We start from the raw sequence: 23,503 nt of genomic DNA on the forward strand, positions 1-23,503 counted from the left end.
GGCGCCGAGCAACTCGACGGAGAGTTCCATGCACAACCACGGCCTCGGCTCCTGGATGACCAAGCGGCGACTGAAGTCGCCGGAGAAGACGGCGCTCGTCTTCGACGGGCACGAGACGACGTATCGCCAGCTGGCCGACGCCGCCGACCGCGTGTCGGCGGTGTTGCGCCAGCGCGGCGTCGGCAAGGGCGACCGGGTCGCCTATCTCGGCGAGAACAGCCCCGAGTTCCTGCAGGTGCTGTTCGGCACCGTGCAGCTGGGCGCCGTGTTCGTCCCCGTCAACACCCGGCTCGCGCCCCCCGAGGTCACCCACGTGCTGACCGACTCGGAGGCCGTGGCGCTGATCCACGACCCCGAGTTCACCGAGCGCGTTGCACCCGGGGTCCAGGCCGCGCGGATCGCCCACGTCCTGGTGACCGGGGAGGGGAGCGCGGATGCCGCCGGCCTGGCGCCCGCACTGCGCGGCGCGTCCGGGGGCCACGCCGACGCCGACGTGGAGCTGGGGGATCCGGCCGCGATCATCTACACGTCGGGCACCACCGGGCGGCCCAAGGGCGCGGTCCTCAGTCACGGCAACCTGACGTGGGTCTCCATGAACTGCATCGTGGACTACGACGTCGTCTCCACCGACGTGGCGCTCATGATCTCCCCCCTCTTCCACGTCGCCTCGCTCGGGATGGGCGCCCTGCCGGTGATCCTCAAGGGCGCCACCATCGTGCTGGAGAAGGGGTTCGAGCCGGGCAGCGCCCTCGCGCAGATCCAGCGCCACGGCGTCACGATGCTCAGCGGAGTCCCCACCACGTACCAGCTCATGGCCGATCACCCGGAGTGGGCGGCCACCGACCTCTCGACCCTCGCGAAGCTCACGTGCGGCGGTTCGGCGGTGCCCACGCGCATCCTCAACGCGTACGAGGAGCGCGGCCTGTCGTTCTCACAGGGCTACGGCATGACCGAGACATCCCCCGGCGCGACGTCGCTGGCGCCGCACATGACACGGGCGAAGCAGGGCAGCGTGGGCGTCCCGCACTTCTTCACCGACGTGCGGATCGCCGACGAGCACGGCGCGATGGTGCCGCGGGGAACCGTGGGCGAGATCGAGATCTCGGGACCGAACGTGTTCCTCGGCTACCACGGGCTGCCCGAGGCGAGCACCGACGCCTTCACGGCCGACGGCTGGTTCCGATCGGGCGACCTCGGCTACCTCGACGGCGAGGGCTACCTCTTCATCGCCGACCGCCTCAAGGACATGATCATCTCCGGCGGCGAGAACATCTATCCCGCCGAAGTCGAGAACCTGCTCAGCGACATCGAGCACGTCACCGGCGTCGCCGTGATCGGGGTCCCGGACGAGCGGTGGGGCGAAGTTCCATGGGCGGTGCTGACCGTCCGGGAGGGCGCATCCGTCGACACCGAGGCGGTCCGCGCGCACCTGGACGGCAAGATCGCCCGATACAAGATCCCCAAGAACGCGATCGTCGTGGACGAGCTGCCGCGCACCGCGTCGGGCAAGGTGCGCAAGGGCGACCTGCGCGCCCGGTACACGCCGCGCGTGTAGCGGTTTCCAGCCGCGTACAGCAGAACCGTGCGGCTGGATGCGACCGACGGCGCGTCAGCCGACGAGGTTCGCGAAGTCCCGCACGGCGGGGAAGGCGAACTCGCGATGACGGCGCTGGAACAGCTCGAACGAGCGGTCGGCGGGCCAGTCGGCGTCCATGTACTGCCGCGGAAGACGCGGGTCGGCGCGCAGGAGCGCGAGCCAGTCGGCGACCAGCAGCACGCGCGTGGACAGGGGATGCGACTCATCCCCCTCGCCGTGACTCTCCCACCGCGCGGCGAATTCCTCGTGCGCGCGGCGGATCCCCTCGACGTCCCACGCCGCGCGGACCGCCTCGTCCATCGGGAACCCGGGCAGCTCGCTCGCGGCGAAGGCGTTGACCGACCCGGGCGGCAGGTCGGGGATGATCGCATCCATCGCGGCCGCGAGATCCACCTCTCCGGGCGCGATCCACAGTCCGTCGCGCACCAGGGCGAAGCCCGACCACGTCAGAGCCGCACGCAGGCGGTGGCGGAGCGTGCGCATGTGCTCGGGGACGCTGAAGGTCACCAGCGTCCACCCCTCCCCCTTCGGCTCGAACGGCGCAGGGCCGTTGACGCGGCCGGACGCCTCCCGCAGGACCTCGATGCCGTGGGGCGTCAGTTCGAAGGCGATCTCGCGGCCGAGGCGGCGCCGCTCGAGCAGCCCGCTGTGCACCATCCGGTCGAGGTTCGTGCGCACCGCCGACGCGGCCACCCCTGCGCCCTCGAGCACCGTGAGCAGCACGCTCGTGCGCAGCGGCTGGAAATAGCGGTCGCACACGTACTCGCCGAAGAAGGCGAGCAGCAGCTGGCGCGGCTTGCGGATCATGACCGGCCCACCGGCAGCCCCGCCCGCGCTTGCGGTCGCGGCCGCCGTGGTGGTCACGCCGGCGTCCCCGGGCGGATGGCCTCACCGCGCTTGGCGCGCTGGATCTGCTCGTACACGTGCGTGCGGAGTTCGGTGAAGCGGGGCAGCGCGCGCGTGGTGATCTGGTCGCGCTCGGGGGCGAGGTCGATCGCGAGGTCTTCCTGCACCCACGTGGGCGACTTCGACAGGACGATGACCCGCTCACCCAGGTACACCGACTCGTCGATATCGTGCGTGACGAACATGATCGACATCCCGCGGTCGCGGTGCAGGGCGCGCACGAGGTCCTCCAGGTCGGCGCGCGTCTGCGCGTCGACGGCGGCGAACGGCTCGTCCATGATGAGGACCTCGGGCTGGTACGCGACCGCGCGGGCGATCGCCACGCGCTGCTGCATGCCGCCCGACAACTGCCACGGGTAGCTCTTGGCTGCGTGGTCGAGCCCGACCGCCTGCAGGGCGTCGTCGATCAGGCCGTCGCGCTCGGCGCGGCTCAGCTTCTTGTGCTTGAGCGGAAGCTCGACGTTGCCCCGCACGGTCAGCCACGGGTAGAGGCTCCGCCCATACTCCTGGAACACCAGCGCCATGTTCGGCGGCGGGCCGGTGACCTTCTTGCCGTCGAGTTCGACCACGCCTGCGGTGGGTCGCAGGAGCCCGGCGACGCACTTGAGCAGCGTCGTCTTGCCGCATCCGGAGGGCCCCACGATGCACACCAGCTCGCCGGCGTTCATCGTGAAGCTGATGTCGCCGATGGCTTCGACATCGCCCGTGGACGACTCGTAGACCTTCTTCAGGTGCTCAACCTTGAGCAGCGTCTCAGGCATGCTCGACCTCCTTGATTCCGTGGTACCAGCGCAGCACCCGGCGCTCGGCGAACCCGAAGATCACCGCGAGCAGCACGCCGATGAGCCCGAGCAGCACGATGCCGCCCCACATCTCGGCGATGAGGTAGTTGCGCTGGAAGTAGACGATCTGGAACCCCAGACCGGACGACGAGAAGAACATCTCCGAGATCACCATGAGGATCAGGGCGATCGACAGGCACTGCCGCACACCGGCCATGATGCGCGGGCTCGCGGCGGGCAGCACGAGGTAGCGCAGTCGCTCCCCCCGCGTCAGGGCGAACGAACGGGCGGTCTCGGTCATGACCGAGTCGGTCGAGCGCACCCCCTCGATCGTGTTCAGCAGCACCGGCCACATGGCCCCCGTCACGATGACCACGACCTTCATGAGGTCGTTGGCGCCCACCAGCACGGCGACGATCGGGATGAGCACGGGCGGGGGGACCGCCCGGAAGAACTCGAAGACCGGCTCGAGGAGTTCCCGCAACCACGGGACGAGCCCGATCACGGTGCCGGCGGCGATGCCGATGGCCACCGCCAGCACGGTGCCGATCGCGAGCCGGCCGAGGCTGGGCAGGACGTCGGCGAAGAAGGCGGGACCGATCCACGTGCTGATGAAGGCGTCCAGGATCACGAGCGGACCTGGGAAGAACCGTGCCGAGGCGACCGTGGACCACAGCCCCCAGATCACCAGCAGGAGGAGGGGAAGGCCGAGGGCGAAGGCGGTGTTCTGGCCGAGCTTGGTCCACGTGCGCGACCGGCGGCGCGGCGTGACGACGGTGCTCGTGTAGAGGGCGCTCACAGGACTTCCTCCCCGCGGACGGACTGGTGCCACGACAGCGAGCGGCGCTCGATGACCCGGAAGATGAGGTTGATGACGAGCCCGAGCAACCCGGTGACGATCACCAGGGCGTACACCGTCGTCCACTGCCCGCCGGCCTGGGCGAGCATCAGCACGCGCCCGATGCCGGGGTTGTTGATGAACATCTCCGCCGTGATGGCCAGGATGAGCGCGACCGTCGCCGCCAGGCGCAGGCCCGTCATGAGGTAGGGCAGCGCGGTGGGGAAGACGAGGTTGACGATGCGCGAGCCGCGCGTGAGCCCGAAGCTGCGGGCGGTGTCGCGGGCCACCGTGTCGACGTCGGCGACGCCGTAGAGCACCTGGATGAAGACCTGCCAGAAGCTGGCGAACACGATGATCAGCAGGGCCGACTGCAGCTGATATCCGAACACCAGGATCGCCAGCGGGATGAGCGCCACGGAGGGGATGGGACGCAGGAACTCCACCGTGGTGTGCGTCGCGCGGCGCAGGAACGGCACCAGGCCGATGACGGTCCCCAGGACCACCGCGAGCACCGTGGCGATCAGCAGTCCCAGCCCCCACGCGGTGAGGGTGCGTCCGACGTTGCGCCAGAACTCCAGATCCTGGAACTGGACGAACAGCTGCGCGATCGTGTCGGTCGCGGTCGGGAAGTAGGCGGGGTTCACGATGCCGACGGTGGGCAGCAGCTGCCACGTCAGGAGGAAGCCGAGAATGCCGGCGAAGCCCAGCACGAGCTTGCGCATTCCGCGTCGGCGGCTGCGCTGGGGTGCGCTAGCCGGCGCGGGGTGGGTCACCGCGGCGGGCGGAGAGTAGGCGAGATCCATGGGGGCCCTTCGATCGGGACGGCAGGCGGAACAGGGGCGGGGCGGGATGGCGCGAGCCGCGGCATCCCGCCCCGCCGCTGTTACTGCTGCTGGATCAGCCGGTCGTAGTCCGGCTCCGCGTCGATGTAGCCGAAGGTCACGGCCATTTCGCCCAGCGTCTGGATGTCCTCGATCGTCAGTTCCCACGTGAAGACCGGCAGCGTGATGCCGGCCGCGGCCTCCGCCGGGATCTCGAGGTTGGTGGCGATCGCGTCGCGGACCGCCTCCTCGTTGTCGTTGGCCCAGGCCAGCGCCTCTTCCATGGCTGCGGAGTAGGACTCCACGAGCTCGGCGTCGTTGTCGAGCATCTCCTGGGTGGTGATGTTGGTCAGCACTGTCAGGCCCGGGATGGTCACCTGGTAGGGCTGGACGACCGACACGCCACCCTCGCCGAGGATCATGCCGCGGAACGGGTCGGGGACCCATGCGGCATCCATCGTGCCCGCCTCCAGCTGGGCCGGGACGTCGGGGAAGGCGACCTCGACGAACTCGATCGTCGAGGGATCGCCGCCGTCGTCCTCCACGGCCTTGCGGATGGTGAGGTCACCGGCGGCGCCGATGGTGTTGACCGAGACCTTCTTGCCGGCGAGGTCGGCCGGACGCGTGATGCCGGAATCGGCGGACGCGACGACGGCGTTGACGTCGGTGCCCTCGTCCAGGCTGTTGGCGTAGTCGCCGACGACCACGACGCCGAGGTCCTGCAGATCGGCGCGGATCGGGCCGAAGGGCTGGCCGATCGCGAACTGGATGTCACCGCTGAGCAGGGCCGGGATCGCGTTGGCACCACCCTGAGCCGGGACGACCTCGATGTCGAGGCCGTGCTCTTCGAAGATCCCCTCGTCGATCGCCGCCCACAGGGCGCCGGTCTCCGCGATGGGCAGCGCCGCGACGCGCACCGGGGTGAGTTCTCCCGACGAGCCCTCGCTCGGGTCGGCGGATCCTTCGGGCGCGGCGGAGTCGGTGCATCCGCTCAGGACGAGAACGGCGGCCGCACCCAGTGCGGCGGCAGCAAGAGCCTTCTTCATTGACGGACCTCTTCACAACAGTGAGCGCGAGCTCATGGACGGGTAGGCGTCGACGCGGACGCGAGCCCCGTTCCCGTATGCGGGATCGGCACGACCGTGTGTCGACACCTGTGATCCTGTTGCGCCGTCCGGCGATTGTCAAGCGTTTCGTGACGCCCGTCACGAAACGATTGAATAACGAGGCGCTCTTCCCCGTGCCGCAGGGGAGGGGGAACTCAGAAATCGAGCGCGAAGACGCGCCTCGCGATGAGTTCGAAGAAGGCGGCCTTCTCCTCGTCACTGATGGGCAGCGCATCCTGCGCGGCGACCTCCGCGGCGTCGAATTGGTAGGGATAGTCCATCGCGTACATGACGCGGTCGGCCCCCACCACATCACGCGTGAACATGATCGCCGGGGCCCAGGGCATGCCCGATGTGGTGAGCCAGATGTTCGTCGAGAAGTACTCCGACGGGCGCTGGCGCAGCGGCTTGATCTGCTCGTAGCGGCCGGACGCGACCTGCTTCGCGTGCATGTGGTCGATGCGGTGCAGCCAGAAGGGCAGCCCCTCACCGAGGTGCCCCACGACCAGTCGCAGATTCGGGTGACGGTCGAGGACGCCCGACGTGATGATCCTCAGCAGGTGCAGGCCCGCGCTCGCGCCGAAGCCGTACACCGCACCGTCGAGCCCCGCCTCGTGATACGGCTGGATCATGCTGTCCGGCGGCGTGTTCGGGTGCAGGTACAGCGGCACATCCAGCGCCTCGAGCTCGGCGAGGATCGGCGCGAACCGCGGGTGGTCGATGTGCGAGCCACGGATGTGATCGTTGAGGATCAGGCCCTTCAGGCCCAACTCGGTCACGGCCCGGCGCACCTCGGCGACAGCCGCATCGACGTCTTCGTACGACACCGCGGCCAGCGCGGAGAATCGTGTCGGGTTCGCCCGGCAGATCGCCGAGAGCCGGTCGTTCGCCAACCGTGCGACTCCCATGCCCTCCTCGGCGTCCAGGACCTGGGTGCCGGGGGCGGTGAGCGCGAGCACCTGGTGGTCGATCCCGCTCGCATCCATGTCGGCGATCCGCCCCTCCGCCGCGTCCTGCAGGCGCTCGACGACGGCCCGCGGCTGCGGGTGGGATGAGCCGAGGAAGTACCCCACCAGGCTGGAGAAGCCGATGTCGCGGATGGTCCCGTCGGACAGGTGCCGGCGATACAGGTCGAACATCTCCGGCGGCGCCCATGCCTCCTCCGTGGCGATGCGGAGATAGGGACGTGGTTCGTCGGCGATGCTCATCGGTGTCCTTCCGGGCTCGAGTGGGTGTGCTGTGACGCGTGGGAGTGGGCTTCGGTGGAAACGGGCTCGTCGGGCTGGCTGGAGATCGGTTCCATCCGGACGGTCACGACCGCCGAGATCCCAGCCCGCACTCGCTCCAGTCCCGCGCGGAGAGCGCCCTCCAACATGCTGAGGTCGGAGACGATCGCACCCCATGCCTCCCCGGCCGCGGCGGCGATGCCGCCGAAGTCGGCACTCTGCTGGAGGTTGACCCAGTAGCGATCGGAACGGACGGCGATCCCGTCGGGGTGGATCCGCTCGACGTTGCGTTTGGTCGCGTTCCAGCCGCCGTTGTCGAGGACGACCGTGAGCACGGGCAGCCCGTAGCGGTGGGCGACCCAGTAGGTGGAAGAGGGGACGCTGAAGAAGAAGGTCCCGTCGCCGACGATGCTGACGACGGTGCGTTCGGGTGCGGCGAGCTTGACTCCCAACGCTCCACCGCCGGACCACCCCAGCGATGTGCCGCGATTGCCGTAGAGGGTTCCCGGCAGCCGGCGGGGAAGGTGCTTCCAGACCGTGGGCGCCGCCGAGATGGCTTCGTTGACGACGATCGTGTCGTCGTCGAGCAGTCCGGAGAGCGTGGCGGACACACTGGCGGGCGTGAGGCGATCGGCCTGGATGTCCGCATCCGCCTCCTCGGCCCACGCTCGCCGAAGCGCGAGGCTGTCCTCTGCGGCCGTCTCAGCGCGCCGCGTGGCGAGGCCATCGGGCGTGGGAGCGCACCGCTCCTCCAGCTGAGCGAGGACGAGTGCGCTGTCGGCGCGGATGAAGCGATCGGCGCGCACGTACCAGAGGGGAAGCGATTCCTGGAGCGGGTCTTCGTTCACCACGAAGACCGAGGCGCCGCTGCGGGGCGTTCTGATCGCGTCCACCCACGGCACGTCGGTGTCGATCGCGAGGATGACGTCGGCGTCGGCGATCACCCGGTGCGGATCGTCGCCGGCGTGCAGCGGATGGTCGCGCGGGAAATTGACGACTTCGGCGTTGTGCTCGATGACGGCCACCCCGAGTCTCTCCGCCACCCGGACGAGAGCCCCCACGGCGCCGTGCGATCGGCCGAGATACGTGGTGATGACGACCGGCCGCTCCGCCCCAGACAGGGCGGCGAACAGATCGTCCACCGCATCCGCGGGCGCCGGAGACGGCTCGACGGGCCGCCACTGCGCCACCTCCAGACGCGGGTCGGGCGCCCGTTCGGCGAGCACCTCCCGCGCCGCGGTCACATAGACCGGGCCGGCGGGTGCGCTGCGAGCCACCTGCAGAGATCGGTGCACGATCTGCGGGACGTTGGCGGCGGTGCGGATGTCGTAGCTCCACTTGACGTACGGCCGCACGATGCCGTGCTGGTCAGGGACGTCCTGAAGGTGGTTGACGAAGGAGTTCCGGCTCCCCGGCAGCTCACCCTCCAGGGTGTAGGGCGTAAGCCCCGCGAAGATGAACACCGGCACCCGCGAGCGCGCGGCATTGTGGACCGCGCCGCCGAGGTTGGCCGTTCCGACATCGGTGTGCACGAAGACCGCCTGGGGCTTGCCCGTCACGGCCGCATAGCCGTGGGCGGCACTCAGCGCGGTGTACTCGTGCGGGCACAGGATGACCGCGGGAGAGTCGATCCCGGCCTCACGGTCGGCTGCGAGCGCCTCGATGATCGCGGGGTGGTCGCTGCCGAAGTTCGCGAAGAGGTGCGTGACACCCGCCTGGCGCAGCGCGTCGACGATCAGGTGTCCGGCCGAACGCTCCGCACCGCTCACGCCGCACCACGCGCAGGCAGCGCCTGCACGTCGACGCTGTGGAACTGCAGGTACTCGTCGATGCCGTGGGGCGAGCCCTCCCAGCCGATCCCGCTCTGCTTCCAGCCGCCCATCGGAATCTCCCGCGTGCCTGTCGCGGAGAACATCGCACTGTTGACGAACGTCACTCCGGCTTCGAGCCGGTCCGCGACGGCGAGCGCGCGCTCGGGCGAGCGCGACCACACCGAGGAGCACAGGCCGTAGTCGGTGTCGTTGGCCAGAGCGATGGCCTGCTCCTCGTCATCGCACTCGATGACGGGGAGGATCGGCCCGAACTGCTCTTCTCGGACCACCTCGTCGTCGTGTCGTGCGTCGAGGACGAGGGCGGGGAGCAGGAAATACCCGTCCGCCCACCTGGCGGGGTCGAGTTGCGACCCGAGCACGCGGACGTCACGTCCCGCCGCGCGCGTGCGTTCCAGCAGCGCCTGCACCCGCTCGAACTGGCCTGCGTTGTTGACCGGCCCCATGTCGGCCCGCTCGTCGGAGGCATCCCCGACGACCATGCGATCCACGCTCTGCACGAGCAGGCCGCGGAACTCCTCGGCGATGCTGCGCGGTACGTACACGCGTTTCGTGGCGAAGCAGACCTGACCCGCGCGCCGGTAAGCCGACAGTGCGATGCGCTCGGCCGTGTGGGCGAGATCCGCATCCTCCAGCACGACGGCAGGATCGTTGCCTCCCAGCTCGAGGTGCACCGGCAGGAGGGACTCAGACGCCTGTCGCATGATGTGCCGCGCCGTCGCCCCGCCGCCCGTGAACGAGACCTTCCGGACGCGGCGGTCCGCGAGCAGCGCACGCACGACGTCGGCGTCGCCGTTGACGATGTTGACGACGCCCGGCGGGAGTTCCGCAGCGGCCAGGCCTGCCAGGAGCGACACCGCGAGCGGCGCGAACGGCGAGGGCTTGAGCACCACGGCGTTGCCCGCGGCGATCGCGGGGGCCAGTTTGTTCGCCGTCAGCAGGACGGGCGCGTTCCAGGGCACGATGCAGGCCACGACGCCGTAGGGGCGCCGCTCGACCCGCACGAACTCCCCGGCGCCCGCCCCGTCGACGGCCGTCGGCTCCAGGACAGCCGGCAGGTAGGCCGCGACAAGGCGGAACGACTCGGCAGCGGCGGCGACCTCGCGGCGGATGGTCGAGACCACGCTCCCGTTCTCACGGGTGGCCAGGTCGATGAGGCGGGCGGCATGAGCGTCGATCGCGTCGGCGATCCGCAGCAGGCGCTCCGCCCGTTCGGTCACGGAGGTCGCCGCCCAGGCGGTGGCAGCCGAAACGGCGCCCTCCACCGCAGCGACGGCATCGGCGGCCGTCCCGTCGGCCACCACCCCGACCACCTCCGAGGTCCGGCTGGGGTTGTGCACCTCGAACGTGCGCTCTCCCGACCGCTCTGCACCGGCGATCAGATGACCGAACACCGGCCCCGCTGCCTTCTCGTCGACCATTGTCATCGCTCGTCCTTCCGTCGTTCGCCTGCCGCGACACTCACGACGCGTCCTTCGGCATCACCAGTGACATCAGGTGCCGCCGCAGCGCCAGGAACTGCTCGCTCGCCCGCGTCTCGACCTGGCTCCGTTCGCTACCCAGACCGACGTCGACCACTTCGCGGACGATGCTCGGGTTCTTGGAGAGGACGATGATGCGGTCGCTGAGGTAGATCGCCTCGTCGATGTCGTGCGTCACGAGGACGACCGTGATGCCGAGGTCCTCGCGCACCCTGAGGATGAGGTCCTCCAGGTCGAACCGGGTCTGGGCGTCCACGGATGCGAAGGGCTCGTCCATGAGGAGGAGCTCAGGCCGGTACGACAGGGCGCGCGCGATCGCGACCCGCTGCTGCATCCCGCCGGACAGCTCCCAGGGGTACTTCCGCTCCACATGCCCCAAGCCCACGCTGTGCAGGGTCTCCGTGACGCGGCTGGCACGCTCGGCGCGAGACAGCCCACGGGCGGACAGGGGCAGCGCGACGTTCTCCCCGTTCGTCATCCACGGGTACAGCGAGCGGCTGTAGTCCTGGAACACCAGGCCCAGCTGCTCGGGCACCTGTGTGAGCGGGCGACCTTCGAAGGTCACCGACCCCGCGCTGGGGGAGGCCAGCCCCGAGATGCAGCGCAGAAGCGTCGTCTTGCCGGCACCGCTGGGTCCGACGATGCAGACGAACTCACCCTTGTCGACGTGGAAGGAGACCGAGTCGATGGCCATGTTGGCCTGCGCGGTGCCCTCGTTGTAGATCTTGCGAAGCCCGTCGACGGCGAGAACGGTCTCGGTGGCAGTGGGAGTGGAAACGGCTGATGCAGACATGAGGGTTCCTTACGACGATCCGAGGGCGCGCGACCGGTAGTACCAGCGGAGGGCGCGGCGCTCGACGAAGACGAACAGGTAGTTGAGGGCGGTCCCGATGAAGGCGAGGACCAGGATGCCGGTCCACATCTTCTTGATCGCGAACTCCGCCTGTGCTTGGAGGATGAAAACCCCGATCCCGGAGTTGGCGGCGACCATCTCGCTGACCACCATCAGGACGATGCCCACCGTGAGACTGGCCCGCAGTCCCGCCGCGATCTGAGGGGCCGCGCCGGGGAGGACGAGTCTGGTGTACGTCCGCCATCCGCCCAGCCGCAGCGCCCTGGCCGTATCGAACTTCACCGTGTCGATGCCCCGCATGCCGTCGAGGGTGTTCAGAAGCGTCGGCCAGATGGATCCGAGCGCGATCAGGGCGATCTGACGGACATCGCCGATGCCGAAGATCGCGATCATCGCCGGCAGCAGCGCCGGGGCGGGCAGGACGTAGAGGAAGTAGATGATCGGGTTGGCCGCCATGCGCAGATACTTCAGACGCCACATCAGCGAGCCCCCGACGACGCCGATCAGCGTCCCCAGCAGATAGCCGATGAACAGGTTGCGCAGGCTCGCGACCGCGTTGGTCCAGGCTCCGAACACCACCCACTGATCCCACGTGTCGACGAGGATGTCGCTGAGCGGGGGGAAGAACGGCGACACCGACTCGGCGGAGACGAACCACCACACGGCGATGAGCAGCAGCGGGAGCCACACCGGTGTGAGCGCCTGCCCCACTCGGCGCAGGGGACTGCTCCCCCGGCGGACCCGTACCGTGGGCACGAGGCTCGTGGTCATCCTGCTCATGCCGCGCCCACCTTGTTCGATTCACGGATGTTCCGCTGCGATTCGTGCCAGTGCATGACCCGCTTCTCGAGGAGGAAGAAGGCCCCCGTGAGAGCGATGCCGAGGATCCCCGCCACCAGGATGTAGGCGTACATGGTCGGGTACGCCACCACTCCGGTGTTCTGCGCCAGCAGGATGTTGCGCCCGATGCCCGCCGCCCCGCCGACGATCTCGGCGACGACGCACAGGATCAGCGCTTGCGCCGACGCGATGCGCATCCCCGTCACCAGATACGGGGACGCGCTCGGCACGCTGACCATGAGGAACCGGCGCGCACCACGCACCCCGAGGGCGCGCGCGGTGTCCAGGACGATCGGGTCCATCGAGCGCACCCCGTAGATGACCTGGATGAGGAAGGGCCAGAAGGCGGCGAAGCACACCAGGAACACCTTCATGGGCAGGGTGGAGCCGGCGATCAGGATCACCAGCGGAAGGATCGCGATCGCCGGGATCGCCTTGAAGATCTCGATCACCGGCGCCGCACTGCGCTGCGCGAAGGCGTTGAAAGCCAGTGCCGTGCCGATGAGCAGACCCAGCAGGATCGTGATCACCATCCCGATGACCCACCCCGCGAGCGTGGCGCCGACCGCCGGCCACACCCGGCCGGTGGCCACTTCCCGCCCGAGCGCCACCATGGTGTCGGACATCGTGGGGAACTGCGACGGGCTCACCCAGCCACCGGCGGTCACTGCCTGCCATGCCAGCAGGACCGCCGCCACGGTGACGATCGGCAGCGTCCACGTCAGCCAGGATCGCGAGGCGCTGAGCATCGCATCTTCTCCCTTCGCCCGCTCGCCGGTTCCTACAGCGCGCCCGGCCACACGATCGTGGAGACGTCGAGCTCTTCGAGAGCCGCCTTCGCGGAGTCGTCGGTGCTGAACTTCACCAGCAGATCGCGGGCCACCTCGAACGCGTCGACGTTGAGCGCCGGGTCGCCACCGATGTTCCACCGCGCTCCCGCAGCCTGCTCCTCCGTGATGCCGAGGCCGTCGACGAGGGCGGTCTTCGCTGTCTCCGGATCGGCACTGGCCCCCTCGATGGACTCGGCCATCGCGTCGGCGAAGGCCTGCACGGTGTTGGGGTTCTGATCCACGAAGGACTGCGACGTGTTGAACAGCGTCGTGGCCGTGCCCTCGAACAGTTCGCGGTTGTTATAGCCCAGTTCCACGCCTCCGGCGGCAAGGGCCTCCGCCGCGAACGGCCACTGCATGATCGCCGCATCCACGTCGCCGCTGTCCAGCGCGGCGGCCATCTGCCCGAACGGCAGCTGAACCAGCTCGATCGAGGCCGTGTCGCCGCCGGCGCGGTCGACGAGCTCCCACATCGTGAGCGTGTTGTGGGACGACAGGCCCACCGTCGCCACGCGCTTGCCCTCCAGCCCGGCGAAGTCGGTGATGCCCGACTCCGCGGACGCGATGGTGAGGGTGCCCTCGTCGTCCTCCTGGATCTGCCCCTCGATGGAGGAGATCGCGCGGATGGGGATTCCGTTGGCGTTGGCCGTCACCGCGTGCACCACCGTGGCGAACCCGACGTCATACGTGCCGCTGGCCAGGCCGGAGACGATGGCGGCGATGTCGGTCTGCGGGATGATCTCCAGTTCCAGCCCGTGCTCCTCGAAGATGCCCTCCTGCAGCCCGTAGTAGAGCGGGGCGAACTGCGTGGACGGATTGATCGCGACGGTGAGGGACGCCTTCTCCGGCTCGCCCCCGCCCTCTCCCGCGCCGGCGTCTGCTCCGCCGTCCCCGCCGGAGCAGGCCGCGAGCGACGCCGCGACGATTCCGGCGAGCGCGATGGCGCCGAGCCGGCGCGCGATGGATGTGTTCACAGTGAAACCTCCGATTCGACGGACGCTCTCGGCGCCGCGTCCTTGTCCAGCCCGAGCAGCGCCGTGACATTGCCGCTGTAGATGCGGTCACGATCGGCGTCGGTGAGGATGTCCATGTCGTTCAGATTGGCGATCGTGTCGCGGATGTAGCCGGGGCCCTTCTCAGGGTCGAAGGGGGTGTCGGAGCCGAACAGGGTGTGATCCACACCGAAGAACTTGATCGCCGTGCGCATCGAGTCCCCCGCTCCGAAGTACGCCGTGTCGACGTAGAACTTCTTGAAGTAGTCGATGGGCCGCTGCGTCAACGGATAACCGGTGATGTCTTCGGCCTGGTCCGCCGGAGTTCGCGACCCCAGCTGGTCCCACCCCGGGCCGACCCTGCCGGCGAAGTGCGGGATCATCGCCCCGCCGTGGTGGATGAGGATCTTGATGTCGGGGAGCCGTTCGAAGACGCCGGAGAACACCAGCCGCGACATGAACGCCGACAGGTCGTACTCCCAGCCCAGCGTCCACCAGATCTCGAACTTGGACCGTTCCTCGGTCTTGTAATCCGACCAGCTGGAGTCACGGCAGGGGTGGACCTGGATCATCTTTTCGCCGCGGCGGGCGACGGCTTCGTAGAAGGGGAAGAACCGCTCCTGGTCCATGGGTCCGCCGTTGACGTGCGTGTAGATCTGCACCCCGACGGCGCCCAGCTCATCGAACGCACGATCCACCTCGCCGATCGCGTTGTCGACGTCATCCAGCGCGACGGCCGCGCAGAATCCCTCGAAGCGGTCCGGGTGCCGGGCCACGAGGTCGGCCATCCCGTCGTTGGCGATGCGCGCCAACTCGGCGGTGCGGGCCCGCGGCCCCAGGTCGTCCAGCGGCGGGGCGGCGGTGTTGATGATCTGTCGGTAGTCCGGTCCGAACTCGTCCATCACGCGGAAGCGCTCGTCCAGATCGACGAGGGCGGGCACGCCGCTCACGCGCTTCTGGATGTTGCGTGCCACGGCGCTGTCGGTGATCGCGAACAGTCGCTCCGCATACGCGGTCGGCAGGAGATGGCAGAAAGCATCGATCTTCATCGAATCTGGTCCCTTCGACTCGGCACGCTTCGTCGCGGCGCGAGTGGTTCCGAGCCAACCAACCCGCGGCACCTGCGGTAAAGCCGGCGCCCTGAGGGATTCCGCATCGCGGAATCGGCCGATACCCCTCACCGCGTGAGGTGCGCGCGGATGCCGGCAGCGCACCCGCGCAGACGGACGACGACTTCGCGGATGCCACGGTCGGACAGGCGGGCGCTGGGCGCCGACATCGCAACGGCCGCGATGGTGGTGCCCCCGCGGTCGCGCAGCGGCACCGCGATCGCGCGGAGCCCCGTGACGCTCTCCTGATCGTTGACGGCATATCCGCGCATGGAGACCAGGGCCAGTTCGTCCAGGAGCTGGGTGAAGGTCCTCGTGTGCGGGGTGAAGCGCCGCAGGGCCCGCGGGTACAGGGCCCGCAGCTCCTCCCTGGACAACTCCGCCAGGAGCACCTTGCCGCCTGACGTGGCGTAGGCCGGAAGCAGGGTCCCCGTCAGCACGTGCGTGCGCGTCCGCTGGTCCGCCTCGAAGCCGGCGATGAACCGGACGGAGGAGTCCTGGAGCACCATGAGGTTCACCGTCTCGCGGAGGGCGACGCTGAGGGCGCGGAGATGAGGTTCGCTCACGCTCCTCAGGTCGATCGCGCGAGTGCTGGAGAAGCCCAGCTCGATGAGGGCGGGACCCGTGCGGTACGCGCGGGTGATCCGGTCCTGGGTGACGAAGCCGCGATATTGCAAGGTGGAGAGATGGCGATGAGCCGTCGAGGGGGCCACACCCAATTCGCGGGCGACGTCGGTCACCCTCAGTTCGGGGTGCATCCGCAGCAGGAGCAGAAGCTGCAGCGCCTGGTCGACAGCACCCACGGGATGTCGCGGTGCCGACGCATCCTCGTCGATACGCACCTCACGACGCTATCGCGCGGCGGGGGGTGCGCCGCACCGTCGACGTAGGTCAACGCACCCCGCATCGCCGGCGATCACAGCGGGTACGCGCCTGGCTCGCGCCGCACGGTGATCCAGCGCGTCTCGGTGAACGCGTCGATGTTGGCCTGAGCTCCGCCGTGGCGCGAGCCGGTGCCGGACGAGCCCACGCCGCCGAAGGGCGAATTCGCCTCGTCGTTGACGGTTTGGTCGTTGATGTGCACGATGCCCGTCGGGATCCGTTTCGCCAGCTCCAGGCCGCGAAGCGCGTCGGCGGTGACGATACCGAGCGACAAGCCGTACTCCGTGTCGGTCGCCAGCGCGATCGCCTCCTCGTCTGTGGAGTAGGGGACGACTGATGCCACGGGGCCGAAGACCTCTTCCGCATAGGCCGCGGCGTCCTTCGGTGTGTTCGCGAGGACGGTCGGTCGGTAGAAGAGCTGGTCGTACGTACCACCGGCGCGCAGTTGGGCGCCCCCGGCGACGGCGTCCTGGACGAGGTTGTGCACGCGGTCCCGCTGCACCTCGTCGATGAGCGGGCCGAGGTGGACCTGTCCCGCGGCGGGGTCGCCCACGTGCATAGAGTCGGCCTTCGCCGCGAGCTTGTGCACGTACTCCTCGAACAGCGACTCGTGCACGATGTGACGACCGACGGTCATGCAGATCTGGCCTTGGTGCAGGAACGATCCCCAGGTCGCCAGGTTGACTGCCTTGTCGACGTCGGCGTCCTCGCGGACGATGTAGGCCGAGTTACCGCCGAGTTCGAGGTGCGCACGCTTGAGGTGGCGCCCCGCGATCTCCCCGACGGCCCGGCCGGCGCGCGTCGAGCCGGTGAAGGCGATGACTCGTACCCGCGGGTCCGCGACCATGCTCTCGCCGACCTCGGCACCGCCGGGGACAAGCTGCAGCACCCCGGCAGGCAGACCGGCCTCTTCGAAGATGCGCACCATCGCGACACCGCCGGTGATGACGGTGCGGGGGTCGGGTTTGAGGAGCACCGCATTGCCGAGGGCGAGGGCGGGCGCCACGGCGCGGATGCCGAGGATGAGCGGCACGTTGAAGGGCGAGATGACGCCGACGACGCCGACGGGGATCTGCTGCGCCAGCGACAGGCGCGGCTCCTCGCTGGAAAGGATCGAACCGAGGGGAGCGGAAGGCAGCGCGGATGCCTCATAGCATTCGGCAGCGCTCACGTGGAGGGCGAATCCAGCCAGCGCGGGGATCGCTCCGACCTCTCGGATGTTCCACCCGGAGATCTCATCGGCGTACTGCTCCCATAGCGCGCCTGCCCGGCGAAGCACGGCCGCTCGAGCAGGGTGCGGCAGCGCGGCCCACTCCTTCTGCGCGCGGGCCGCCCCCGCGGCGGCACGGGCGACATCGGCGCCGTCGGCCATGCCCACCATCGCGAGCGTGGCGCCGGTGGCCGGTTCGATCGACGGGATCTCGCCCGCGCCACCGGCGACCCACTCCCCGTCGATGAAGATCCTGCCCGCGAACACGGAGGCGTCCAAGAGCGTGTCGGATTGAGTGAGAGTGGTCATGTCATCTCCTGGGTGCATCGATTGGACGGACGATCCGTCGCTCGTACTGTCACACTGTCGCGCCGCGAGCCAGCCGCTGCGAACGGCGACCCACCGTACTCACCGACCATCCACGCTGGATGACACGCATCGCGTCACCGGCCAGCCGGCTTCCATCGTCATAGACCTCGCGCCAGATCGCCATCATGTCGGCCCCCCCTGCGGCGACAGCGCCGGACGGCTGAACGCCTCCACGCCCCAGCAGCCCGCGTATCCGTCGTCCACGGCGTGTGCGACGATGCCGACGACGTCGACGGCTCCGGTGCTCAGCTGGCCGCGGCCGGACTGGCCGAGTTCGAGGTAGCGCAGCTTCGGGAACGCGAGGCGGATCGCCTCGGACATGTCCGCCTCCTCGATCGCCATGTGGAAGGTGCCGAGGTGGATACCGAGATGGTCCGAACCGCTCAGACCGACGAACTCGAACGCCTGCGCGGCCATGTTGAGCATCGACGTCTCGCTCTCAGAAGCGGGTGATCACCGTCCGAGCGGTCCTGCCGGAGCCGAGCTCTTCATAGGCCTCGTTGATCTCGTCGATGGCGATCTCGGATGCGATGAGATCGGACAGGTTCAGCCTGCCCTGTAGGAACAGCGACGCGTAGAGCGGGATGTCGTGCTTGATGTTCGCGGATCCCATGTAGACCCCGTTCACCTTCTTCTGCTCGCGCAGCAGCCCGTTCGCGTCGAACTCGACCATGCCACCGGCACCGTGGATGCCGATCAGGCTCGCGGTTCCGCCGACTCGGAGCATGGCGATCGCCTGCTCGGCGGTCTCCTTGCGCCCGATCACCTCGAACGCGTGATCGACGCCTCCGCCCGTCAGTTCGCGCACCCTCGCCACCACGTCGCCTTCGCCGGCGTTGATCCCATCGGTCACGCCGAATGCGCGGGCCAGTTCGAGCTTCTCGTCGTTCAAGTCGATGCCGATGATCCGAGAGGCCCCCACCAGGCGGGCACCGCTGACCACGTTCAGGCCCACACCGCCCAGACCGATGACCGCGACCGCCTCGCCCGCGCGCACGCCGGCGGCGTTCAGCACGGCGCCGGCACCGGTGATCGTGCCGCACCCGAGCACCGACGCCTCGGGGAACGGGACGGCGGGGTCGATGCACACGAGTTGGTTCTCGTGGATCAGCGCCTGCTCGGCGAAACCGGCGGTCCCCATCGCCGCCAGGATCGGCTCGCCCCGGCGGCTCAGCCTGGGCGGTGCTCCGTCGGCACGCAGCGTGGCCTCGGGGCGGAGGCAGCTCACCGTGCGCCCGCTGAGGCACTCCAGACACGCGCCGCAGAACTGGACGAGCGAGCCGACCACGTGGTCGCCGACGGTGAACTCGCTGACCTCCGGTCCGACCGCTGCGACGATCCCGGAGACCTCGTGGCCGAGCACCATGGGCGGCGCCATCCCGAAATCGTTCACGGCGAAATGCAGATCGGAGTGGCACAGCCCCGACGCCTTGACGTCCACGAGGACCTCCCGGCCGATGGGCCGGGCGATATCGATGTCCTCGATGTCGAACCCACCGCCGAAGGCGTTGACGATTGCTGCTCTCATGCGGACTGTCCGATGCTCGTGTTGATGGCTTTGGTGTTCAGGTAGTTGTACAGAACCTCAGTGCCCTGTTCCCGCCCGAGGCCCGATTCCTTGTATCCGCCGAACGGCGTCGCCAGATCGGGTGCGTATCCGTTCACGCCGATCGTGCCGGTCTGCACGGCACGGGCGATATCCAGCGCGGCCGCTGTGTCCGCGGAGAAGACCGCGCCGCCGAGACCATAGCGGGAGTCGTTGGCGAGGGCGATCGCCTCGTCGATACCGTCGTATTCGAAGACCGTCACGACGGGGCCGAAGATCTCCTCGCGGGCGATCTGGGAGTCGGCTGCGGCACCCGCGATGATCGTGGGCTCATAGAAATAGCCGCTCTCACCCGGCAGGTCCCGCCCACCGGTGAGGATCTGCGCGCCGTCGCCGCGCGCATCCTCCACCATGGTGCGCACTCGCCCGCGGATCCGTTCGGACACGAGCGGGCCCATGTCGGTCGCGGGGTCGCGGGGGTCGCCGAGACGGAAGGAGCGTGCCAACTCGACCAAGCCCTCCAGGACCTCGTCCTTGCGGGTGCGCGGGACCAGCACGCGCGAGAGGAGGAAGCACGTCTGACCGGAGTTCATGAACGAGCCCGAGCGCAGGCCGGCCAGTGCCACCTCGATATCGGCGTCCTCGGCGACGATCGCAGCGGACTTGCCGCCGAGTTCCAGCGTCACCGGAATGAGACGCTCGCCGCAGTTGCGGGCGATGATGCGACCGGCTGCCGTCGAGCCGGTGAAGGCGATCTTGTCGACTCCGGGATGCTTGACCAGGGCGTCGCCGGTCTCGCGACCGCCGGTGACGACGTTCACGACGCCGGGCGGGAATCCGACGGCCTCGACCGCGGCGGCCAAGGCGAGTGCGTCCAAGGGCGTCTCGGCCGCCGGCTTGATCACCACGGTGCAGCCGACGGCGAGCGCGGGGGCGAGCTTGGCGGTGAGGATGGACTGGGGGTAGTTCCACGGGGTGATCAGCCCCGCCACGCCCACCGGCTCCAGGCGGACCACCGAGATGCCCGGCCCGCCGTCGTTGGCGCGCTGCTCCTCGAACGCGAAACCGCGGATCATGTCGGCGAAGTAGCGCAGATGCCGCGTGGGCAGGGCGATGTTGACGATGCGGGAGAAGCCCACCGGCTGCCCGATCTCGCCGGTGACGAGGCTCGCGGTGCTCTCGCCACGGCGCTCCAGCTCGTCGGCGAGACGCTCCAGATAGGTGGCGCGCTCATCGGGGGCCATCCGCGGCCAGGGGCCGCGGTCGAATGCCGTGCGGGCGGCGTGGACCGCCGCGTCCACGTCGTCGAAGCTGCCGTCCGCCGCGACTCCCACGGTGGTGCGCGCGTACGGGTCCTCCACCTCGATCCGCGCCGTCGAGCGGGCCGGCCGCCATTCGCCGCCGACGAAGAGCCGGTTGTCGGATTCGGTGGTGATCGTCATTCGTTCCTCCGTAGTGCCAGGTCCTCTTCGGTTCGAGCGGCAGCCGCGGGGCGGTCCGGCTCTGGTGGGTGTCGCCTCGCGGCCCGCTCGATCAGGCGCATCGCGTCGGCGGCCAGTTCGGCGCCCCGGTCGTACGGGGAGCGCCAGATCGCCAGCATGTCGGCGGCTCCCTCCGACAGCACGGGGCGCGAGAAGGCCTCGACGCCCCAGCGACCGGTGTATCCGGCATCCAGGGCTGTGCGGATGATGTTCTCGACGTCAACCGAACCCTCGACGAGCGGGCCGCGGCCGGACTGTCCGAGCTCGAGGTAGGACAGTGCGGGCAGGGCCAGCAGAACCGCCGCGGCCATGTGGGACTCTTCAACGGCCATGTGGAAGGTGTCCAGATGGATGCGCAGATGCGCCGAACCGCTGGCCGCGACGAACTCCAGAGCCTGGGCCGCGGTGTTGACCGCCGAGGTCTCGTAGCGGTTGAGCACTTCGAAGGTCATCGTCACGCCGCGCTCGTGCGCGTAGTCCGCGACCATGCCGACCTCGTGCGCAGCGCGCTCGAACGCCGCCCGGGACGTGGGCCCCGACGGATGGCCGAACAGACCGTACGGAACGCCGTTCATCTGGTCCGAGCCGAGCGCGATCGTGAGGTCCACGCTCGCCCGCAGGGCCGCGGCACCGGCAGCACGCTCGTCCGCATCCGCGGAGGAGACGTCGGCACCCGGCGCCTGCCCGGCGATGGTGATGGGCCGCAGACCGTGGTCGATGAAGGCGGCGCGCAGCGCGGCGGCGTCGGTCGCCTCCGCGTCCAGCGGCGGCAGCACGACGCGCGCGTAGCCTGCCGCCGCGATCGCATCCAAGGCCGCCCTCAGCGTGCCTGCCGCGAGGTCCGGGACGAGGACGTTGAGGTGGCACGCGACATCGAGCGCGATGCGCGAGGCGGATTCTCCGGTCACGGCTTTCCCGCTCTCTAGAAGGTCGGCAGGTCGAGTCGCTGCTTGAAGACGGAGTACCCGTCGTCGACGTGCACCACAGTGCCGTTGATCACGTTGGACTCATCCGAGGCGAGGAACGCGACCACGTTGGCGATCTCGTCCGGCTCGGTCATCTTGTTGCGCAGCTGCTCGGCGGCGAAGGTGCCGCGCAGCTCTTCGCTGAACTGGTTGATGATGGGGGTGCCCACCCGCCCGGGCGTGATGGCCAGCGCGCGGACGCCGTATTCGGCCAGTTCGTACGCCGCGGAGCGGGTGAAGGAGATGACGGCAGCCTTGGCGGCACTGTAGGTAAAGGACAGCTCCGCGGCCTGCTCGCCATAGATCGACGAGGTGCTGATGATGACCCCACCGCTGCCCTGGTCGCGGAACTGGCGGCCGGCGGCCAGGATGCCGTAGTACACGCCGTCCTGATCCACGCGGATCATGGGGGCGTAGTCGACCTCCGGGTCGTGGTCCAGGAGCGGCTTGCCGCCGGCGATGCCGGCGTTGTTGAACATGACGTCGAGGTGGCCGTACACCTCGACGGCACGGGCCACCGCCGCGGCGACATCCGCGTACACCGACACGTCGGTCCGCACGGCCGTGGCCGAGCCCTCGAATCCCAGCGCGTCCACCTGCGTTACGACCTCCTCGGCCTGCGCGGGATTCATGTCGGCGATGACGACCTGGGCGCCCTCTCGGACGAACTTCAGCACAGTGGCCTGACCGATTCCGCTGGCGCCACCGGTGATGACGGCTACTTTGCCTTGCAAACGCATGGGGGTTCTCTTTCGTGGTGCGAGATGACGGGGAAGACGTGGGGGCCGGTCGCCCGGCCCCCACGAGGTGGTTCAGCCCAGCTGGTCCGACGGAGTGGTGTCCGCGGCATTCTCCTTCGTCACGAGGGTCACGTCGACGTCGACGAAGTTCTCGGCCGGCAGCTCGCCGTCCTCCTGGTAGGCCCGGACATCCTCGATGAGCATGTCCAGCACGGCCGGCCAGGGCTGGTCGATCGTGGCCATCATGTTGCCGCCGGCCTCGATCGCCGCGAGGGTCTCGGCCAGAGCGTCCACACCGGTGACCGGCGCGGTCGATCCCGCTTCGGAGAGGGCCTGCCCTGCGCCCAGCGCGGCGTCGTCCCAGCCTGTCCACACGGCATCCAGCCCGTCGGGGTTGGCGGAGAGGTGGTCGGACACGAAGTTGAGCGCCTCGGTGCGCCCCGTCGCCGGGCTGGTCACCTGCTGCGGCTCGCCGCTGACGACCGTCGCGCCGGCCTCTTCGAATGCCGTGACGGCGAGCGCCGAGCGGAGCCGGATGCCGGCGTGCGGGTCGTGCCCGATGACCATGATGGTCTTGCCTTCCAGCCCGCCGATCGACTCGCCGATCGCCTCCACCGTCTTGTCGACGATCTGCTGCTGGTTGGTGGTGATGTTGGTTGCGAACGCATCGGTCGCCTCCGTCCCGGCGTCCATCGAAAAGATCGGGATCTCGGCGTCCTTCGCCGCGGTGACGATCGAACCGATCGATGAGACATCGGTGTAGCCGTCGAGGATCACGTCGGCGCCCTGGCCGATCGCGCTCTCGACAGCGGGGTTCATCTTCTGGAAGTCGAAGTCTCCCTGGATCATCGTGAGGTCCCAGCCGAGCTCTTCGGCCTGCGCGGTGACGGCCTTGACCCACCAGGCACCGACCGGCGTCTGGTTGCCGGAGGTGAACGCGATGACCTTGAACGGCTCGTCGCCGCCTCCGCCGCCGGCGCCGCCTCCGTCGGCCGAACTGGAACAACCCGTCAGTGCGAGAGCGGTCGCGACGGCGACCGCCGCGGCGATCTTGAATCTGGTTCGCATGTTGCTACTCCTTCGTGTGACTGCGCTGA

Annotated in this window: 22 protein-coding genes; 1 reads left to right on the top strand and 21 read right to left on the bottom strand. The window is 69.1% G+C overall.

All coding sequences use genetic code 11. The features are described 5' to 3' along the window. Positions 1-28: 28 nt before the first annotated feature. Positions 29-1,555, top strand: coding sequence for an acyl-CoA synthetase (locus F6J85_RS16350; protein WP_150926673.1), 1,527 nt, complete (start codon positions 29-31; stop codon positions 1,553-1,555). A gap of 54 nt (positions 1,556-1,609) precedes the next feature. On the opposite strand, the gene F6J85_RS16355 is transcribed toward F6J85_RS16350, so the two are convergent. The 21 genes from F6J85_RS16355 to F6J85_RS16455 all read right to left on the bottom strand — a co-directional run bounded on the left by F6J85_RS16355 (position 1,610) and on the right by F6J85_RS16455 (position 23,474). Next, positions 1,610-2,461: a PaaX family transcriptional regulator gene (locus F6J85_RS16355; protein ID WP_238706994.1), complete on the bottom strand. Its 852-nt coding sequence runs from the start codon at positions 2,459-2,461 to the stop codon at positions 1,610-1,612. Beyond that, entirely contained in the window at positions 2,458-3,264 is an 807-nt protein-coding gene (locus F6J85_RS16360; protein WP_150926675.1) for an ABC transporter ATP-binding protein, read from the bottom strand. Before F6J85_RS16360 ends, F6J85_RS16355 begins: the two co-directional genes overlap by 4 nt. Beyond that, positions 3,257-4,084 carry an ABC transporter permease gene (locus F6J85_RS16365; RefSeq protein WP_150926677.1) on the bottom strand — a complete coding sequence of 276 codons (828 nt, stop codon included), beginning with the start codon at positions 4,082-4,084 and terminating at the stop codon, positions 3,257-3,259. Before F6J85_RS16365 ends, F6J85_RS16360 begins: the two co-directional genes overlap by 8 nt. After that, positions 4,081-4,929 (bottom strand): ABC transporter permease, encoded by an 849-nt coding sequence (locus F6J85_RS16370; protein ID WP_150926678.1) that lies wholly within the window; start codon positions 4,927-4,929, stop codon positions 4,081-4,083. Before F6J85_RS16370 ends, F6J85_RS16365 begins: the two co-directional genes overlap by 4 nt. Positions 4,930-5,009: 80 nt before the next feature. Then, the gene (locus tag F6J85_RS16375; RefSeq protein ID WP_150919005.1) at positions 5,010-5,993 is read right to left on the bottom strand and encodes an ABC transporter substrate-binding protein; all 984 of its coding nucleotides are present in this window, start codon (positions 5,991-5,993) and stop codon (positions 5,010-5,012) included. Between the two features lie 215 nt (positions 5,994-6,208). Beyond that, on the bottom strand, positions 6,209-7,261 hold the full coding sequence (locus tag F6J85_RS16380; RefSeq protein WP_150919003.1) for an amidohydrolase family protein: 1,053 nt from the start codon (positions 7,259-7,261) through the stop codon (positions 6,209-6,211). Next, complete coding sequence (locus F6J85_RS16385) at positions 7,258-9,048, bottom strand: thiamine pyrophosphate-requiring protein (protein ID WP_191906663.1); 1,791 nt, start codon at positions 9,046-9,048, stop codon at positions 7,258-7,260. Before F6J85_RS16385 ends, F6J85_RS16380 begins: the two co-directional genes overlap by 4 nt. Continuing rightward, positions 9,045-10,535, bottom strand: a complete 1,491-nt coding sequence (locus F6J85_RS16390) for an aldehyde dehydrogenase family protein (RefSeq protein WP_150926683.1) — start codon at positions 10,533-10,535, stop codon at positions 9,045-9,047. The genes F6J85_RS16385 and F6J85_RS16390 overlap by 4 nt, the downstream gene beginning before the upstream one ends. A 34-nt stretch (positions 10,536-10,569) precedes the next feature. After that, on the bottom strand, positions 10,570-11,382 hold the full coding sequence (locus F6J85_RS16395) for an ABC transporter ATP-binding protein (RefSeq protein WP_150926685.1): 813 nt from the start codon (positions 11,380-11,382) through the stop codon (positions 10,570-10,572). Positions 11,383-11,391: 9 nt separating this feature from the next. Beyond that, a complete protein-coding gene (locus tag F6J85_RS16400) occupies positions 11,392-12,222 on the bottom strand; it encodes an ABC transporter permease (protein WP_150918994.1) in 831 nt (276 codons plus the stop codon). Continuing rightward, positions 12,219-13,031 carry an ABC transporter permease gene (locus tag F6J85_RS16405; protein WP_150926687.1) on the bottom strand — a complete coding sequence of 271 codons (813 nt, stop codon included), beginning with the start codon at positions 13,029-13,031 and terminating at the stop codon, positions 12,219-12,221. Before F6J85_RS16405 ends, F6J85_RS16400 begins: the two co-directional genes overlap by 4 nt. Positions 13,032-13,063: 32 nt before the next feature. Next, the gene (locus F6J85_RS16410) at positions 13,064-14,086 is read right to left on the bottom strand and encodes an ABC transporter substrate-binding protein (RefSeq protein WP_191906664.1); all 1,023 of its coding nucleotides are present in this window, start codon (positions 14,084-14,086) and stop codon (positions 13,064-13,066) included. Beyond that, on the bottom strand, positions 14,083-15,153 hold the full coding sequence (locus F6J85_RS16415) for an amidohydrolase family protein (protein WP_150926691.1): 1,071 nt from the start codon (positions 15,151-15,153) through the stop codon (positions 14,083-14,085). The genes F6J85_RS16410 and F6J85_RS16415 overlap by 4 nt, the downstream gene beginning before the upstream one ends. A gap of 128 nt (positions 15,154-15,281) precedes the next feature. After that, a complete protein-coding gene (locus F6J85_RS16420) occupies positions 15,282-16,055 on the bottom strand; it encodes an IclR family transcriptional regulator (RefSeq protein WP_150926694.1) in 774 nt (257 codons plus the stop codon). A 74-nt stretch (positions 16,056-16,129) separates the two neighbouring features. After that, complete coding sequence (locus F6J85_RS16425; RefSeq protein ID WP_150926696.1) at positions 16,130-17,614, bottom strand: aldehyde dehydrogenase family protein; 1,485 nt, start codon at positions 17,612-17,614, stop codon at positions 16,130-16,132. 183 nt (positions 17,615-17,797) lie between these two features. After that, positions 17,798-18,091, bottom strand: coding sequence for a hypothetical protein (locus F6J85_RS16430; RefSeq protein ID WP_150926698.1), 294 nt, complete (start codon positions 18,089-18,091; stop codon positions 17,798-17,800). A gap of 22 nt (positions 18,092-18,113) precedes the next feature. Beyond that, on the bottom strand, positions 18,114-19,202 hold the full coding sequence (locus F6J85_RS16435; protein ID WP_150926700.1) for a zinc-binding dehydrogenase: 1,089 nt from the start codon (positions 19,200-19,202) through the stop codon (positions 18,114-18,116). After that, the gene (locus tag F6J85_RS16440; RefSeq protein ID WP_191906665.1) at positions 19,199-20,662 is read right to left on the bottom strand and encodes an aldehyde dehydrogenase; all 1,464 of its coding nucleotides are present in this window, start codon (positions 20,660-20,662) and stop codon (positions 19,199-19,201) included. The genes F6J85_RS16435 and F6J85_RS16440 overlap by 4 nt, the downstream gene beginning before the upstream one ends. Continuing rightward, the gene (locus F6J85_RS16445) at positions 20,659-21,609 is read right to left on the bottom strand and encodes a TIM barrel protein (protein WP_150926702.1); all 951 of its coding nucleotides are present in this window, start codon (positions 21,607-21,609) and stop codon (positions 20,659-20,661) included. Before F6J85_RS16445 ends, F6J85_RS16440 begins: the two co-directional genes overlap by 4 nt. A 14-nt stretch (positions 21,610-21,623) precedes the next feature. Continuing rightward, entirely contained in the window at positions 21,624-22,406 is a 783-nt protein-coding gene (locus tag F6J85_RS16450; RefSeq protein WP_150926704.1) for an SDR family NAD(P)-dependent oxidoreductase, read from the bottom strand. Between the two features lie 72 nt (positions 22,407-22,478). Next, a complete protein-coding gene (locus tag F6J85_RS16455; RefSeq protein WP_150926706.1) occupies positions 22,479-23,474 on the bottom strand; it encodes a sugar ABC transporter substrate-binding protein in 996 nt (331 codons plus the stop codon). Positions 23,475-23,503 lie beyond the last annotated feature (29 nt).

Origin of the sequence: Microbacterium lushaniae, assembly GCF_008727775.1 — a bacterium.
GTDB lineage: Bacteria > Actinomycetota > Actinomycetes > Actinomycetales > Microbacteriaceae > Microbacterium > Microbacterium lushaniae.